Raw genomic sequence first — 16186 nt, forward strand, 5'->3', positions numbered from 1 at the left:
CTAAACACCATAACGGTGTAAATAGAGATAAATGCTACAGCAATATTGCTTTCAATAAAAAAATGAGCCGATACAGCGATGTTGACGTTATATAGATTTAATCCTTGGTATGTTCAACAAGGCCGCAATAGTAACAACACGCATGTACCAGCAGGTATTTATCATTTATTTATTAAAGCTTGCTGTGAGCATTCCTTAAAATGAAATATTTTACTGCAGTTAAGACGAAGGCGCAGCAGTTAACTGCGCCATGCGCCGAGTTAGATCTTGATAGCGCTGCCTAGAGGCGGCATCAGGTAACCCGGCAGCAATTAAACTGGATTGCTCTTGTTTAATTGCCTCTAACTGTATTTTTCGCAGCGCATCATCCCACTCCCCTTTAGGGTTTGGGAGCTCTTCTTGCTGCAGTAACTCCGTTGAGAGCCCTTCTAACACGTGAGCTAAATCGGAATCAGAGTCTACCACTTCTAGCAACGCCCCAATATGTTGAGATTGCGTATCATTAGCCAAAGCAATTAACTCTTGTACTAATACTAAGGTGGGGCTTTGTACGATAATTTCAAGCGCTTCATGATCTAAGTCTTGTGCTAGATGTGGATAAGCCGCTAATAATTTAAGCAACTGCTTTGCTATAGGCGTTACTGTGTGCGCTTTATTTGTCTTTTTGGTAGGGGCGTACGTCTGCTCGTAATCAGCCGGTGGCATTGCCACATCCCAAGGGGGCGGCTCTGGCATAGTCGCTGCTACCCGTGCTTGCACAGGCTCTGCTGATGCTGCATATTTTTTTTGTGCTGCACTGGCTTGCATCAGCCGCAGCTGCAGTTCGTCATACGTTAAACGTACTAATTGCGCAAACTCTTGCTCTATCTGGAAGCTTAAGGTGCAATCTGGTAAGCTTTGTAGTAACGGTATGGCCTCATGCACACAGGCTGCACGTCCTTCGGCTTCATTCATAGCATGACGTGAAGCCAGCTCATCAAGCATAAAACGCGACAAAGCGGCCGACTCTTTAGCTTGCTGTCTAAACGCATCTGCGCCAAACTCTGCCACATAGGAATCCGGGTCATGCTCAGCGGGTAAAAACAAAAACCGCATAGACACATCATCACGCAGTTGTGGCAAACACGTAGTGAGTGCTCGCCAAGCGGCGCGGCGCCCAGCGGCATCTCCATCAAAACAAAACACAATGCGATCACTAGCGCGCATTAAATGGCGAATATGAAACTCGGTGGTTGCCGTACCTAAGGTGGCTACTGCATTATTTAACCCTTGATTGGCCAGCGCCACCACGTCCATATAACCTTCTACTACCGTTACAAACCCTTCGCTACGTATGCCTTGTCGGTTTTCCCATAAGCCATATAACTCATGGCTTTTAGAAAACAATGGCGTCTCAGGTGAATTAAGGTATTTGGGTTCACCCGCCCCAATAAGACGGCCGCCAAAACCCACCACCTCCCCTTTACGGCTGCGGATAGGAAACATCAAACGCGCTCTGAATCGATCGTAACGGCGGCCGTCATCGGCTTCAATCACTAAGCCAGATTCCACTAACACCGCTTCTTCATAATTGGGAAATACGCGTTTGAGGTCGTGACGATCCGCATTAGCCCAACCTAAGCCAAAACGACTTGCTGTTTGAGCTGATAGACCACGTTGAGTAATGTAATTTTGAGCCGGTTCGTAGCGTGCCAGCTGACGCAAATAATGTTCTTGCGCGGTGTCTAGAATCTGCTGATGTATAGAGCGCTGCTCTTTACGTTGCTGATCTTGTTCACGCTGACGAGGAGACCGATTGGATTCAGGAACCGTTAAGCCAACTTCATTTGCTAAGGAGCGAACGGCTTCAGGAAAAGTGGCACCTGTATGCGCCATCAAAAAGCTAATGGCACTACCATGCGCACTGCAGCCAAAGCAATGATAAAACTGCTTAGATGGGCTGACGGTAAAAGAAGGAGATTTCTCGTTATGAAAGGGACATAGGCCAATGAGATTGGCCCCACCCTTGCGTAACTGTACGTAGCGCCCTACGACATCTGCGATATCTACACGCGCTAGTAACTCCTGAATAAAAGATTCAGGTATCAATACATACGCGGAGGCAATTGCTGGCTACGGATACGCTTATAGTGACGTTTTACCGCGGCAGCGTGTTTACGTTTGCGCTCAGCAGTGGGCTTCTCGTAGAATTCACGTGAACGTAATTCTGTTAAAAGACCGGTTTTTTCAATGGTGCGCTTAAAGCGACGCATTGCGACCTCAAAAGGTTCGTTTTCTTTCAGGCGAACAGTTGTCATATAAATCAATTACCTTTTATTTGCAATTACAATGGTATGGTATTAAACCATAAATAGTAGCATGAATTAGCCTGCTTAGTCAAAATAAACACGGCAATCAGCTACTATTCTGAGGTTTTTCCTTTACGAATCCACGCCTCTAATTGATGCGGACGCAAGCTGTCATACTCTTCAAAAGGCTGATGAATCCAAGGATTTGTAGGTAATTGATCTACGTAATAGTCAGGTTCTACTTCCGAGTGCCCTTTCCACCACAGTACGCCAGTGCGCAATTCAGTAATAGCAGGAAATTGCGTGCGTAAATGATCTCGTACCCGCTTAAAAGTTAAGCCGGTATCCACCATATCATCGAGCAATAACACATTCCCATCTAAGGTGCCGCGCGTAATGGTTATAAACTGCGCAATGTCTAAAGCGCCTTGTTGCGTGCCTGCGGCTTCGCGATAGCTGCTGGTAGCTAATATGCCTAAAGGCACATCATAAATGCGTGAAATCACATCACCTACTCGCATGCCACCACGAGCCAAACACACGATCTTATCAAATTTCCAACCGGACTCGTGTATTTGCCATGCTAAACGCTCGATGAGCTCGTTGTATTCTTGCCAGTTAACCCAGAGGTCGCTGTCTGTATTTGAAGGTAGGTTCATAGCGATTTAAACGATTAATTATTTACTAAAAGGGTCACGCAACACAATGGTTTCGTTACGATCAGGACCTGTGGATACCATATCAATAGGCACCTCACAAACCTCAGCAATGCGCTCTAAGTAGCGACGGGCATTAATGGGCAGCTTATCGTACTCAGTGACGCCTACGGTGGAATCTGTCCAGCCGGGCATTTCCTCTAGCACGGGCTCCGCCTCAGCCACGGCATGCGCGCCGGGAGGCAACACATCAAGGAATTGACCTTTATAACGATAACCCACACCAATTTTAATGGTATCTAAGCCATCAAGCACATCAAGTTTAGTTACACATAACCCATTGATACCATTTAACATGACGGAACGCTTCATGGCCGCGCCATCAAACCAACCACAACGACGCGCCCTGCCTGTAACCGAACCAAACTCTTTACCTACTTCAGCTAAACGCGCCCCGGTCTCATCATGTAACTCTGTAGGGAATGGACCTGCACCCACACGGGTAATGTAACACTTAGCAATACCCAATACGTAGCTTAACTGCTGGGGGCCAACCCCTGCACCCGCCGAAGCCGCGCCCGCAATACAGTTGCTACTGGTCACGAAAGGATAGGTGCCGTGATCGATGTCTAGAAGTGCCCCTTGAGCCCCTTCAAACAGTAATTTATGCTCGGCCTTCGCTGCTTGATAAAGTTTATTGCTCACATCAGCCACCATGGGTTTCAGCTCTTCAGCGAAAACAGCGGCTTGCTCTAGTACCGTATCAGCACACACGGGCTCAGCATCTAAATACTGCGTAAGCACAAAGTTATGATAATCCAATATCTCGAGGAGCTTTTCTTTGAACACATCCATATCGTATAAATCTTGGACGCGTAAAGCACGACGAGCTACTTTATCTTCATAAGCAGGGCCAATGCCACGACCCGTAGTACCGATGCGTTTATCATCACTTTTTTTGGCCTCACGCGCCTGATCTAAGGCAATGTGATAGGGCAAAATAAGCGGACAGGCTTCAGAAATCTTGAGACGCTCGCGTACATTAATACCCACGCTCTCTAACTCTTTAATTTCAGAAAGTAAGGCCTCAGGCGATAGCACTACGCCGTTACCTATATAGCAGGTGACGTGATCATGCATAATTCCAGAAGGAATTAAACGTAGTACTGTTTTTTGACCGTTTATCCATAAGGTATGACCTGCATTATGACCGCCTTGAAAGCGTACTACGCCTTGGGCAGACTCTGCGAGCCAATCAACGATCTTTCCTTTACCTTCGTCACCCCACTGGGTGCCGATCACCACAATGTTTTTATTCATGTTACGTATCAATTTAATAAGGGCCGCATGTATCTGGCCTGTTAGTAGCTAAAAACTCGAAAAATGTAAAAATACACTACCACTATACAGTCAATGACTGCACTTGCCATTCACCATTCTGTAGTACCAGTTCCCTATCTATATGGAACTCGTCTAGCTCTGGAGATTGACCAGGTAGCATTTGAATTACGATCTCACCAGACTCACGCAAACTGTGTAACTTAGTTTGTAAAGCAACGTCAGTGCCCCAAGGGGCTCGTATAGCGCGGATGGTTTGTGCTGCTGCTAAACCTGCTGACAACTTGCGCAGGTCCATACTAAAACCCGTAGCTGGCCTATCACGGCCATAGGCTTTACCTACACCATCATAACGCCCACCACGTACTAAAGCGTCATGCCAACCATCAGCATAAATGCAAAAGACCACACCTGTATGATAACTTGAGCTACCACCCATATCAGCTAAATCTATGGTTAATACTGGCACATCCAGGTAATCAACTACCGTTTGTAATTGATCTAGGGCCTGCGTAATGGTGTCTAAACTGGGTAAAACTTGTCTGGCTTTGGCGATCACTTCGGTGGCATCGCCATACAAGGTGCAAAGCGTCAGTAATGCTTGGATACTTTTGGGCTCACAGCCTTGTACTTTTTGCTGCAACTCGCGCAAACTTGGAATATCTTTAGCGCTGAGCAAATCAAAAATGTCTTCGGTATACGGTATTAAGGCCGCATCCGCTTGAATAATGGCATGCCCAATAGCAGGCAGATTTAAATCTAAACGCGTTTTATTTACACCTACCTTACGGATACTGGCTAAGGCTAGTTGGATAATTTCTATATCAGCCTCTACCCCTGCATAACCAAAAATCTCAGCGCCTATTTGCAATAACTCACGGTCTGCCAATAGACCCTGCGGACGAGCATGCAGCACCGAACCACAGTAACACAGGCGCGTAACGGTATGGCGATTGAGTAGATGCGCATCAATACGCGCTACTTGCGGTGTCATGTCTGCGCGTACACCCATGGTGCGGCCAGACAGCTGATCTACCACCTTAGTGGTACGTAAATTTAGCTTAGAGCCAGAAACGGCCTGCAAAGATTCTAAGTACTCAACTAATGGAGGGGCCACTAACTCGAACCCATACGTACGGTATAGATCAAGCAAGTAACGGCGCAGCTCTTCAATACGACGAGCCTCGGCAGGCAAAATATCTGCCAAGCTTTCTGGTAGTAACCAATTAGACATACAAATAGCTTCGTTTTTCTCTAGGTAAAGGCAGTGCAATAAAAAAGCGACTTGGGGCGTAAGCCCACCAAGCCGCTTGCGATATGGAGTAAAAACTTACACGTTAGTATAAACGAATCAAGGTGAAATGACCATCACCCTGACTCGTAATTGCTACTAATCTATTTTATTCCAGTAATTAAAGAAGTCAGACTCTGGGCTAATAACAAGAATGTCATTGTCAGACTTAAATGCATTACGGTACGCCTCTAAGCTACGGTAAAAACGATAAAATTCGGGGTTTTTACTATACGCTTGGGCATAAATATCCGCGGCTTGAGCTTCACCCACACCTCGAATGCCTTCGGCCTCAGCGTAAGCGTTAGCAATCAACTCAGAACGTTCGCGGTCAGCTTCAGCGCGAATACGCTCGCTTTCAGCCGCACCCGTAGCACGCAAACGATTGGCTTCTTGTTTACGCTCAGCTTCCATGCGTCTATAAACGGATTCAGAAATCTCAGGAGTGAAGTCAATACGGCGTAAGCGCACATCAACCACGGCCACACCTAAAGACTTAGCACGTTTTTGAACGGACTCTAACACTTCACGCATAATTTCATCACGTTCATCAGACACCACTTCTTTTACGGTACGCACGTTAACAGCGGCGTTTAAAGCATCGCGAATTTGCGCTTGTAAACGCTCAATCGCACCGCGATCAGAGGCCCCAAAGGTAACGTAAAACAAGCGCGGATCATCAATACGCCACTTGACGTACGAGTCAATCAGCAGATTTTTCTTCTCTGCCGTTTGAATACGTTCTGGATCTTTGGCCTCAATGGTTTGTAGACGCTTATCTAAAAACACCACGTTTTGAAAAGGTGGCGGCAATTTAAAATGCAGACCAGGCTCACTAATACTTTCTTTAACCTCACCCAAAGCAAACACCAGCGCGAAATCACGCTCTTTAACCTCAAATAAGGTAGTAGACAATACCGCTAGAGCAATAGCTAAAGCGATCAGAGCAGGAAACAGACGTTGCATCATGACCTCCTAGCGGGCATAAGGTGAATAAGGGTTAGACAAATTACCCACATCACTACTGCTAGGGATGGTGGTAGGCGCATTAGTACGTGAGCTGGTAGACGAAGACTTAGCTGCTGACTCAGAGGCTGCGGATGTGGCGGCAGCATGAGGGGCTTCAGAGCTCGTGTTTTGACTACGTCCACTCACAGTTTTAGACACCTGATCTAAGGGTAGGTACAACATATTGTTATTCTTACTATCAACCAATACTTTACTGGTGTTAGCTAAAATTTCCTCAAAAGTGGTGATATACAAGCGATCACGCATCAACTCTGGGGCCTTCACGTACTCAGCAACGATGCTATCAAAACGCGCACCATCACCCGTGGCATCACCCACCACCTTGGCTTTATACCCTTCGGCTTGCTGTATCATACGTGCCACTTGACCTTGGGCTTCAGGCAATATCTTATTCGCATAAGCATTCCCTTCGTTAATTTGACGCTCACGGTCTTGCCCAGCCTTAACGGCATCATCAAAGGCTGCTTGTACTTGCTCTGGGGGTTGCACGTTTTGAATAGCAACCGTGCTAATTTGAATACCGGTTTTATAGCGATCAAGAATACTTTGTGCCAACTGATGCACCTCAGAGGCTACTTCTGTACGCCCCGAATACAGCACGAAATCCATGGGTTTTCTACCCACAATTTCACGCATAGCGGTTTCAGCCGACTGGCGTACGGATTCGTCTGGGTCTACCGTATTAAAGAGATAATCAGGTGCGCCCGTTTGCAGTAAACGATACTGCACAACGTATTGCACTTCTACAATACTTTCATCTGCCGTAAGCATTAAGGCTTCGGTAGGCACTTTATTGCGAGAATTACCACGGTAACCCACTTCAAAAGTACGTAACTGTGCAATGTTTACGTCTTCATTGGCCTCAATAGGCGCGGGTAAACGCCACTGCAGACCTGGATTTAAGGTTTTAGTGTATGCGCCAAAACGAGTCACTACAGATACCTGCCCTTCTTGGACAATCATAAAACCCGTAGAAAGCCAAAAGCCCACTATGAGTATTAACAATCCTAGAAAGAGCTTGGGTGATCCTTTGGGTAGTTTTACTGGCGGCCGCCCACCACCTGTGGGCGGCCGTTGACCACCCCCTTTATTGCCTTTATTACCAAACATGGCACCCAAGCGTTTATTGAAGTCGCTCCATACCTCATCGAGGTCTGGGGGCCCATCTTGATTTTCGGGACGACGGGGCGGTTGATTTTTATCACCACTACTTTTATTGCCGTCTCGACCCCAACCGGGATCATTTAAATTATAAATTCTCGTCATGGAACGTATTACTTTCCAGTGTTTGACTTGACTCAACAATAGCTGTGCGTAAGTCATCTAAACCGGCTCTATCTAGAGCACTGACAAAGACTCGCACCACGTGACCTTTTTCATCGCGCTCTATACGGGGCGAAAGGCCTGCAGAGTCAATCTTATTGTAGACCAAAATAGTCGGAACCTGATCTGCGCCTATATCAGCGAGGACCTTGTTGACTTCGTGAACTTGTTCATCTTTTTGCGGACTAGATGCATCCACCACATGCAAGAGCAAATCGGCATGCACCGTCTCTTCAAGTGTAGCGCGGAATGCAGCAATCAGTGTAGGGGGTAAATCACGGATAAACCCAACGGTGTCCGAAATAACCACTTGCCCCGTACCTTCTATCCAAACACGACGTGTGGTGGTGTCTAAGGTAGCAAACAATTGATCAGCTATATAGGCTTCTGCGCGTGTTAAGGCATTAAATAACGTGGATTTACCGGCGTTAGTATAACCAACCAAAGAGACGTTTAATGTATTACCACGCATGCGTGCTCTGCGTTGAGTTTGGCGTTGGCGATTAAGCTTGGCTAAGCGCTCACGTAGTTTACGTACTCTAGAGCCTATAACCCGCCTATCTAATTCTAGCTGCGACTCACCTGGCCCGCGTACCCCTATTCCACCCTGCTGCTGCTCTAAGTCTGTCCACATACGCGTTAAACGTGAAGACAAATGCTGCAATTGAGCTAACTCTACTTGAACCTTACCTTCATGACTTTGTGCACGCAAAGCAAAAATATCAAGTATGAGTAAAACGCGATCTACTACTCTGCACTTAAACTCACGCTCTAAGTTGCGTTGCTGGGCGGGACTTAAAGGCTGATCAAAAAGCACAATATCCACCTCATGCTCTTGCGCTATAAGCACTGCCTCTTGGAGCTTACCTTTACCAATAAATAACGCGGCATCAGGTCTATCACGATTCACCACCACGGTATCGACGATTTGGGCACCAGCACCTTGCGCTAGCATCTGAAACTCTTCTGCATGCGCCGCGTAGTCTAAGCTGCCCATATTTACGCTAATAATTAACGCTTTCATAGGCAACCCAAACGTAAAAAGAAATGCCCGCTAGACATATAAAATGTCTGAGCGGGTGCTGTATGCAAAGAGATAATTGACAATTTATTCAGTGTCTTCGTCCGATTTTAAATTGACAGGACGTGCTGGTACTACCGTGGAAATAGCGTGCTTATACACCATTTGGGTAACGGTGTTACGTAGTAAGACAACGTACTGATCAAAAGATTCAATTTGGCCCTGCAATTTAATACCGTTCACAAGGTATATAGAAACAGGGATATGTTCCTTGCGTAGGGCGTTTAAAAACGGGTCTTGTAATATCTGCCCTTTGTTACTCATTGGCGAGACTCCAAATATGTTGTTATGTTATTTAAATTTATAGCTTTTTTATTTTAATCTATTAAATCTATTTTACTAGATATAACGCGTAATGCTGCTACTAGTGTAGCGCATTGTTCAGGTGTACCTACGGTTATACGTAAAAATTGCTCAATTCTGGGTTGCTGAAAATGACGAACTAACACCCCGCGCTCTCTCAACCCTTGATATATATCAATTCCAGCCAGTGTTTTATGACGTGCAAAAACAAAATTTGTTTTCGATGGTAAAACCATAAAACCCAGGTCTTGTAAGTCTTTTGTCAGCTTTTCACGACTTTGCATAATAGCATGGCGCTTCGCATCAAAATACGACTGGTCTTGGATCGCGGCTAAAGCCCCTGCTTGAGCTAAGGTATCCAAAGGATAAGAGTTAAAGCTGTCTTTGACACGTTGTAAACCTGCCACAATTTCTGCACTAGCCACCGCATAACCCACTCTTAAACCTGCCAACGCATACGACTTTGACAAGGTGCGTATAACTACAATGTTGTTATAGTCATTAAGCAGTGCCAAAGCAGAATCCGCACCAAAATCTACGTAAGCCTCATCAACCACTACTGCGGAATCAGGATTCGCTTCGGCAATAGTGGCAATGTCTGCTAAACACAAAGCCAGACCAGTAGGCGCATTGGGATTAGCAAAAATGATCGCCGCTGGTGCAATGGCACGTGGCTTGGTGTAATCCGCCACCTTAATGCTGAAGTCTTCAGACAAAGGCTGAATTTCTACCGGCACTTTGAAAAAGGCGCTGTAGGTATTATAGAAACTATAGCTAATGTCTGGCATTAATACGGGACGACCTGCCCGTAAAAATAGCGTATTAAATATATGCGCTAATACCTCGTCTGAGCCATTTCCTAAAAATACTTGATTTGTATTTACACCGTGTAGCTTAGCTATGGCTTGAGCTAATACACCGCTATCTGCGGCTGGATATAAACGTAAACTATCATTATTTACAGCTGTGATGGCTTCAAACACCTTAGGTGACGGCCCATAAGCATGCTCATTTGTATTGAGCTTTAGTAGCTTTTCAGTGGGTTGCTCACCCGGTACGTAAGGCTGCAATGCCTGAATATGATCACTCCAAAATCGACTCAAAGAGCTCTCCTAAACATAGGGGTTATGTGATGACTTTAACTCTACGCGCAAGGGCGTACCTTCTAAATCAAAGGCCTCACGCACTTGCCCTTCTAAATAGCGCTTATAACTGGCAGACACCCCATCTAAGCCTGAGCCATGCACAATCACAATAGGCGGATTTTGACCACCTTGGTGCGCATAACGCATTCTGGGTCTAAATATACCTTGACGTGGAGGCTGTTGCTGTTCAACGGCATCGTGAATAACACGCGTGAGTTTAGGCGTAGACATACGTCTAAAGGCGGCTGCATGCGCACTTTTCACTGCGCGCATAACGTGATTAATGCCTTGACCTTTTAAAGCAGAAATAGTTTGCACTTTAGCAAAATCCAAAAAGCGTAATTTACGTGCATATTCGCGCTTGGCCCATTCACGTTTGTAGCTGTCTAGGTCATCCCATTTATTAATCGCTACCACCACGGCACGGCCTGTTTCTAAAACAAAACCGGCAATACTGGCATCTTGATCGGAAATCTCTGTAGACGCATCTAGCATTAAAAGCACTACGTTTGCCGCCTCAATAGCCTGCAAGGTTTTAATGACAGAAAATTTCTCAATAGTTTCAAATACTCTACCACGCTTACGTAGACCTGCCGTATCAATTAAGGTATAAGGCGTACCCTTGTAATCAAACTCAATCTCAATGGCATCACGTGTGGTGCCAGGCTTATCAAAGGCAATGACGCGCTCTTCTCCCATAAGGGAGTTAATAAAAGTGGACTTACCTACATTTGGGCGTCCTACTACGGCTAGTTTAATACGGTGCTCGTGTGCTGCTTCTGGAGCCTCCGGATCAAACTCAAGCGTTTCTTCGGGCTCGCTTTCAGGGATATGAGCCAAAGCCGCCTCAATGAGCTCTCCTACACCATCACCATGGGAGGCAGATATTAAAAAGGACTCACCTAAGCCTAACTCATGAAACTCTAGACCAGCCGTGCCATAACGCATACCTTCGGCTTTGTTAATAGCTAGCAACACGGGCTGACCGCTACGACGCAATAAATTAGCGATGTCGTAATCAAGACGATTTAAACCTTCACGGGCATCTACAAGGAAAATAATCACGTCAGACTCGGCAATTGCTTGTTCCGTTTGACGTGCCATTTCACGCACTATGCCCTCTTTTACTACCGGCTCAAAACCTCCGGTATCTACCACCAGATAAGGACGCCCTCCCATGCGACCTTCACCGTAATGGCGGTCACGCGTTAAGCCGGGCAAATCGGCCACAAGGGCTTGCCTAGAGCGAGTTAAACGATTAAATAAGGTGGACTTCCCCACATTGGCACGGCCAACAATGGTAACCACTGGTTTAAAAGCAAAGCTTGTCAATTGATATCAACCAATACTAAATTGCCATTACCGCTTTGAGCTAACACCCCATACTGGGTGGCAACTAATGGCGAAACAACAGCACCCGAACCGATACGTACACGCCCTAAAAGGCGGCCGTCGCTGCGGGAAAGAAAATGAATATACCCTTCGTAATCGCCTACCGCTAGTTGATTACTAATGGCTGCCGGACCAGACAATTTGCGGTTCCGTAAACCTTCTTGCGACCAAATGGTAGCCCCATCACTTAAAGAAAAGGCTGTCACCACATCACGTTGATTAGAGCCAAATAGCAGCTGACCATCTGTGGTTATACCGGTGGTAGTAGAGTAATCTTGCGCCCAAACAGGAAAGCCCCCTTGGCTTACGTCAAAACACACAATACGCCCTTGATAGGAAGAGCCACATAATAAAGGACCAGCTGCTACTGGGGCGCCCACCACATCATTAATACGCTCTAGATCCGTGGCACCTCTAGACTGCGACACGATGCCTTCCCATTGCACAGCACCCGTTTGTCCATCAATAATCATTAGACGGCCATTGGGCATACCTGCAATCACCATGCCATCAAAGATTTCCATCTTGATATTGGTCTTTAATGCTAACGCAGGACCTGGACGTTGCAAACTCCAAATAATCTCACCATTCCGAGCATCAAAAGCTTGGATACGGTAATCAGAGCTACGCACAACTACAATGCCATCGCTTACTGCTGGTGGCACATTAATTTCACTACTAGCTTGCGCCTCCCACAGCTTATTCCCTGCATTATCATAGGCAATCAACGAGCCATCGGGGCTTGCTACTGCTATCACATTCCCATCTGTACCTACCCCTGCTGATAATCGTTTGGCTACGGTTTTAGACCAGCTCACCTGACCTGTTTGTAAATTAATTTTGCTAAGCTGACCAGATGGGGTGGCGGCATAAGCACTCTCTCCGGCTACAGCTGGGATAAAGGCAAAGCCTGACCCTTTACCTATTGAAGTAGACCAGCGTACCTTAGCATTGGTTTGTGCTTCGTACTCAGCTAAGGGCTCGGGCTCAAAGCGCGGGTTTTTATCTGCAAACAAAGAGCAAGCACTAAGCGCTGCTAAACTGAAAGCAGCTACAGCAAGTTTAAGGGATTGTTTATTCAGTAGCAGGGCCATGTGTTACTCCTTAGTTATTTTATCTGCGCTTAGAGCATCTAGTTTTAACTGCACGATTTGAGTATAAGCCAAGCCATTTAGTGCGACTAAGGCTTGCTGCCACTCGGTCTGCGCCTGATCAAGCTCACCTTGGGCATAGTAAATATCCCCCCGTCTATCGGCATACAAGCCTTTAAAGGCGGCACTAGGTGCTTGAATTTGCTCAAGGGCATTTTTATAATCCGCCTGCTCAAGCAATACGCCGGCTAAACGTAACTTCGCCACATCTGTAATAGCAGACTCCGTACTGTTTTTTACTAACCATTGCAGTTGTTCTTTTGCTGCTTCTAAATCACCTTGCTGCATAAGCGCTTGAGCAGCAATCAGCACCGCACGATTTGTATAGGCCGATTGGCGGTAATCGGTGCGTAAAACCTCACTAGCTGCCAGTATGCGCGTCTTAGATTCCTCTGAGTTTTGTGTGGCTGCAACTTCTAAGGCCTCAAAATACCCCATGGCTTTGGTGGCTTGATGCTGCTCATACCATTGATAGCCCCGCCAACCCAACACTGACACCGCAAACAACACAGCTAAAACTATAATTTTGGTGCCGTTTTTATCCCACCAATCTTTAATGGCGTCTAGCTTTTCCTGTTCTTCTACATCATATGCCATAGTAATTATTAAACCTTTGATTGCAAATAGGTAGCCAGTTGATCAAATGCGATGCTTTGCTGTGGCTGCTCAGCATCATCGGCACGCAGCCATTTCACACTAGCAGAACGCGCTTGGATTTCATTCTCGCCTAAAATAACAGCTACTACGGCACCACTGGCATCCGCACGCCTGAACTGTGACTTAAAACCCCTAGAACCTGCATGCACTAACACATCTAAGCCTGCGTCGCGTAACTGCTCTGCCAAAATCATGGCTTGACGTTGAGCTGCATCACCTTGATGCGTCATATATACCTGACATTCAGGCACCGGATCCGGCTCTTGGTCTTGCTGGCAAAGATCTAAAAGACGCTCTATACCAATAGCAAAACCCGTGGCTGGTGCTGGCTTACCTCCCAACACTTCCATCAAGCCATCATAACGGCCACCGCCACATACTGTGCCTTGAGCACCAAGGCGATCTGTAACCCACTCAAATACTGTGAGATTATAGTAATCCAACCCCCGCACCATACGAGGATTTAAGGTGTAGCTAATTCCCGCATCATCTAATCGTGCACATACACCTTCATAGTGAGCTAAGGATTCAGCACCTAAATAATCAAAAAGTTTAGGCGCATTATTTGCCATCTCTTGCATAGCAGGATTTTTCGTATCTAAAACGCGTAATGGGTTCACATACATACGACGTTTGGCTTCTTCATCTAATACATCTGTATGTTGCTCTAAATACGTAATTAACGCCTCACGATGCGCAGCACGCTCATCCGGTTGACCTAAAGAGTTAATTTCTAAGCGTATATCATTTAGACGGAGTATTTTCCATAAACGTGCCAGCATAATAATATGCTCAGCGTCTATATCTGGACCTGGCAAACCTAGTGCTTCTACGTCTATTTGGTGAAACTGTCTAAATCTGCCGCGCTGCGGTCTTTCATGTCTAAACACCGGACCAATACTATAAACGCGATGCGGTCTATCATAAAGCATATTATGCTCTATACAAGCGCGTACTATGCCCGCAGTAAACTCTGGGCGCATGGTGAGTTTGTCATCATTTAACGCATCGGTAAAAGAGTACATTTCTTTTTCTACAATATCGGTAACCTCACCAATGCCACGCGCAAATAACTGCGTGTATTCCAACACCGGGGTACGCATATTGCGGTAACCATAACTGGCCACCCATTGACGCACGACTTGTTCTAACTGCTCCCACTGGGCACTTTCCCCGGGAAGTATATCCTTCATGCCTGTTAGGCCACGAAGTTTTTGCACAGACTTCGACTTCGACATATCTATCTCTTCTTAACTAGGAAGCGTACCGTTTTTGTACGTAATCGAGCACCATTTGTTGAAACTCTTGAGCAATGGTCTCGCCTTTTAAGGTCACCACACGCTCACCATCCACATAGACCGGAGCGGCTGGGGTTTCACCTGTGCCAGGCAAACTAATACCTATATCAGCATGACGGCTTTCACCAGGACCATTAACCACACAGCCCATGACCGCCACATTCATATTTTCTACGCCCGGATATTGATCACGCCATGTAGGCATTTGCTCACGTAAATAGGCTTGAATATCATTGGCTAACTCTTGAAATACCGTGCTGCTGGTACGACCACAACCCGGACAAGCCACCACCATAGGGGTAAAGGCTCGTAACCCCATGGTTTGTAGAATCTCTTGAGCCACCACCACTTCTTGACGTCTATCTCCACCGGGCTCCGGTGTCAAGGAAATACGTATAGTATCGCCAATCCCTTGCTGTAACAATACGGACAAGGCCGCCGTGGAAGCCACTATGCCTTTACTACCCATACCTGCCTCTGTAAGCCCTAGATGTAAGGGATAATCACAACGAGCAGATAAATCTTGGTACACCGTGATGAGGTCTTGTACATGACTGACTTTGCAGGACAAAACAATGGCATTGGGATCTAAGCCTAACTGTTCAGCACGTTGCGCATTACTAATAGCGGAGACCACTAAGGCTTCACGCATAACGGCTTGCGCTTCCCATGGCTGACTACGTGCGGCATTTTGATCCATCATCTTTGCCATCAGCTCATGGTCTAGGCTGCCCCAGTTTACCCCTATACGTACGGGTTTATTGTATTTAGCGGCCACGGCAATCATTTGCGCGAAATTATCATCTCTACGTTTACCGCCCCCCATATTACCGGGATTAATGCGGTACTTAGACAGGGCTTGCGCGCATTCAGGATAATCAGTCAGCAATTTATGGCCGTTATAGTGGAAATCGCCCACCAAGGGTACATCCACCCCCATACGATCTAATTGCTCACGGATCAACGGTACTTCTTTGGCTGCAGCCGGTGTATTAACAGTAATACGCACTAACTCCGACCCTGCCTGTGCCAGCGCTTTAACCTGAATCGCCGTATCAATAGCTAGCTCGGTATCTGTGTTTGTCATGGATTGCACCACTACCGGGGCGCCACCACCTATGAGCACTCGATTAGCGCCCCAACTAACGGCTACGCTACGAGTTGGCTTACGGTTTGCTGCCCCTACGGGCAGTGCTGCACGACCAGAAGCCGCAAAATCAAATAAGTCACTCAT

Annotated in this window: 15 protein-coding genes; all 15 read right to left on the reverse strand. The window is 46.4% G+C overall.

The window, feature by feature from the left end; translation table 11 throughout:
- Nucleotides 1–219: 219 nt before the first annotated feature.
- Nucleotides 220–2088: a DNA primase gene (dnaG, locus tag AC2UZJ_RS00965; RefSeq protein WP_486948249.1), complete on the reverse strand. Its 1869-nt coding sequence runs from the start codon at nucleotides 2086–2088 to the stop codon at nucleotides 220–222.
- Nucleotides 2085–2297, reverse strand: coding sequence for a 30S ribosomal protein S21 (gene rpsU, locus AC2UZJ_RS00970; RefSeq protein WP_486948250.1), 213 nt, complete (start codon nucleotides 2295–2297; stop codon nucleotides 2085–2087). The genes dnaG and rpsU overlap by 4 nt, the downstream gene beginning before the upstream one ends.
- Nucleotides 2298–2401: 104 nt before the next feature.
- Entirely contained in the window at nucleotides 2402–2947 is a 546-nt protein-coding gene (locus AC2UZJ_RS00975) for a phosphoribosyltransferase (protein WP_486948251.1), read from the reverse strand.
- Between the two features lie 18 nt (nucleotides 2948–2965).
- Nucleotides 2966–4264, reverse strand: coding sequence for an adenylosuccinate synthase (locus AC2UZJ_RS00980; RefSeq protein WP_486948252.1), 1299 nt, complete (start codon nucleotides 4262–4264; stop codon nucleotides 2966–2968).
- Between the two features lie 82 nt (nucleotides 4265–4346).
- Nucleotides 4347–5516, reverse strand: coding sequence for an ATP phosphoribosyltransferase regulatory subunit (locus tag AC2UZJ_RS00985; RefSeq protein ID WP_486948253.1), 1170 nt, complete (start codon nucleotides 5514–5516; stop codon nucleotides 4347–4349).
- A 156-nt stretch (nucleotides 5517–5672) separates the two neighbouring features.
- Nucleotides 5673–6539 (reverse strand): protease modulator HflC, encoded by an 867-nt coding sequence (hflC, locus tag AC2UZJ_RS00990; protein WP_486948575.1) that lies wholly within the window; start codon nucleotides 6537–6539, stop codon nucleotides 5673–5675.
- A 9-nt stretch (nucleotides 6540–6548) separates the two neighbouring features.
- Nucleotides 6549–7877 (reverse strand): FtsH protease activity modulator HflK, encoded by a 1329-nt coding sequence (gene hflK, locus AC2UZJ_RS00995; protein WP_486948576.1) that lies wholly within the window; start codon nucleotides 7875–7877, stop codon nucleotides 6549–6551.
- Entirely contained in the window at nucleotides 7852–8949 is a 1098-nt protein-coding gene (gene hflX, locus AC2UZJ_RS01000) for a GTPase HflX (protein ID WP_486948254.1), read from the reverse strand. Before hflX ends, hflK begins: the two co-directional genes overlap by 26 nt.
- A gap of 84 nt (nucleotides 8950–9033) precedes the next feature.
- Nucleotides 9034–9270 carry an RNA chaperone Hfq gene (gene hfq / locus AC2UZJ_RS01005; RefSeq protein ID WP_486948255.1) on the reverse strand — a complete coding sequence of 79 codons (237 nt, stop codon included), beginning with the start codon at nucleotides 9268–9270 and terminating at the stop codon, nucleotides 9034–9036.
- A gap of 53 nt (nucleotides 9271–9323) precedes the next feature.
- A complete protein-coding gene (gene hisC / locus AC2UZJ_RS01010; protein WP_486948256.1) occupies nucleotides 9324–10412 on the reverse strand; it encodes a histidinol-phosphate transaminase in 1089 nt (362 codons plus the stop codon).
- A 9-nt stretch (nucleotides 10413–10421) separates the two neighbouring features.
- Nucleotides 10422–11786 carry a ribosome biogenesis GTPase Der gene (gene der, locus AC2UZJ_RS01015; protein WP_486948257.1) on the reverse strand — a complete coding sequence of 455 codons (1365 nt, stop codon included), beginning with the start codon at nucleotides 11784–11786 and terminating at the stop codon, nucleotides 10422–10424.
- On the reverse strand, nucleotides 11783–12940 hold the full coding sequence (gene bamB / locus AC2UZJ_RS01020; RefSeq protein WP_486948258.1) for an outer membrane protein assembly factor BamB: 1158 nt from the start codon (nucleotides 12938–12940) through the stop codon (nucleotides 11783–11785). The genes der and bamB overlap by 4 nt, the downstream gene beginning before the upstream one ends.
- 3 nt (nucleotides 12941–12943) lie before the next feature.
- Complete coding sequence (locus AC2UZJ_RS01025) at nucleotides 12944–13594, reverse strand: YfgM family protein (protein ID WP_486948259.1); 651 nt, start codon at nucleotides 13592–13594, stop codon at nucleotides 12944–12946.
- A gap of 8 nt (nucleotides 13595–13602) precedes the next feature.
- The gene (hisS, locus tag AC2UZJ_RS01030) at nucleotides 13603–14892 is read right to left on the reverse strand and encodes a histidine--tRNA ligase (RefSeq protein ID WP_486948260.1); all 1290 of its coding nucleotides are present in this window, start codon (nucleotides 14890–14892) and stop codon (nucleotides 13603–13605) included.
- 16 nt (nucleotides 14893–14908) lie between these two features.
- Nucleotides 14909–16186 (reverse strand): flavodoxin-dependent (E)-4-hydroxy-3-methylbut-2-enyl-diphosphate synthase, encoded by a 1278-nt coding sequence (gene ispG, locus AC2UZJ_RS01035; RefSeq protein ID WP_486948261.1) that lies wholly within the window; start codon nucleotides 16184–16186, stop codon nucleotides 14909–14911.

Source organism: Paenalcaligenes sp. DL 309 (assembly GCF_057475285.1).